Genomic DNA, 267 nt, shown 5'->3' on the forward strand with positions numbered 1-267 from the left:
CGCAATAGGTACGCCCGGTGATCATCGGCTGGTCGGGGTCGGCGTTGACGTACTGGATGATCACGTCCTGGCCGATGCGTGGGATAGCCATCGAGCCCCAGCTACCGCCGGCCCAGCCCTGTGACACGCGCACCCAGCAAGAGCTGAACTCGTTGTTCTCGCTCTCCCGGTCCCAGGGGAAGCTCACCTTGACCCGGCCCCACTCGTCGCAGTAGATCTCTTCCCCGGGCGGCCCGACGACCGTGGCCATGTGCGGGCCGTCGATGC

1 protein-coding gene is annotated in these 267 nt (G+C 66.7%); it reads right to left on the bottom strand.

Translation table 11 applies throughout. The features are described 5' to 3' along the window. The coding region (vgrG, locus tag J5M58_RS27365) for a type VI secretion system tip protein VgrG (protein ID WP_207880629.1) at positions 1-267 on the bottom strand (267 nt) is incomplete at both ends.

It is taken from the genome of Pseudomonas sp. 32_A, from assembly GCF_017490905.1.
Lineage (GTDB): Bacteria > Pseudomonadota > Gammaproteobacteria > Pseudomonadales > Pseudomonadaceae > Aquipseudomonas > Aquipseudomonas inefficax.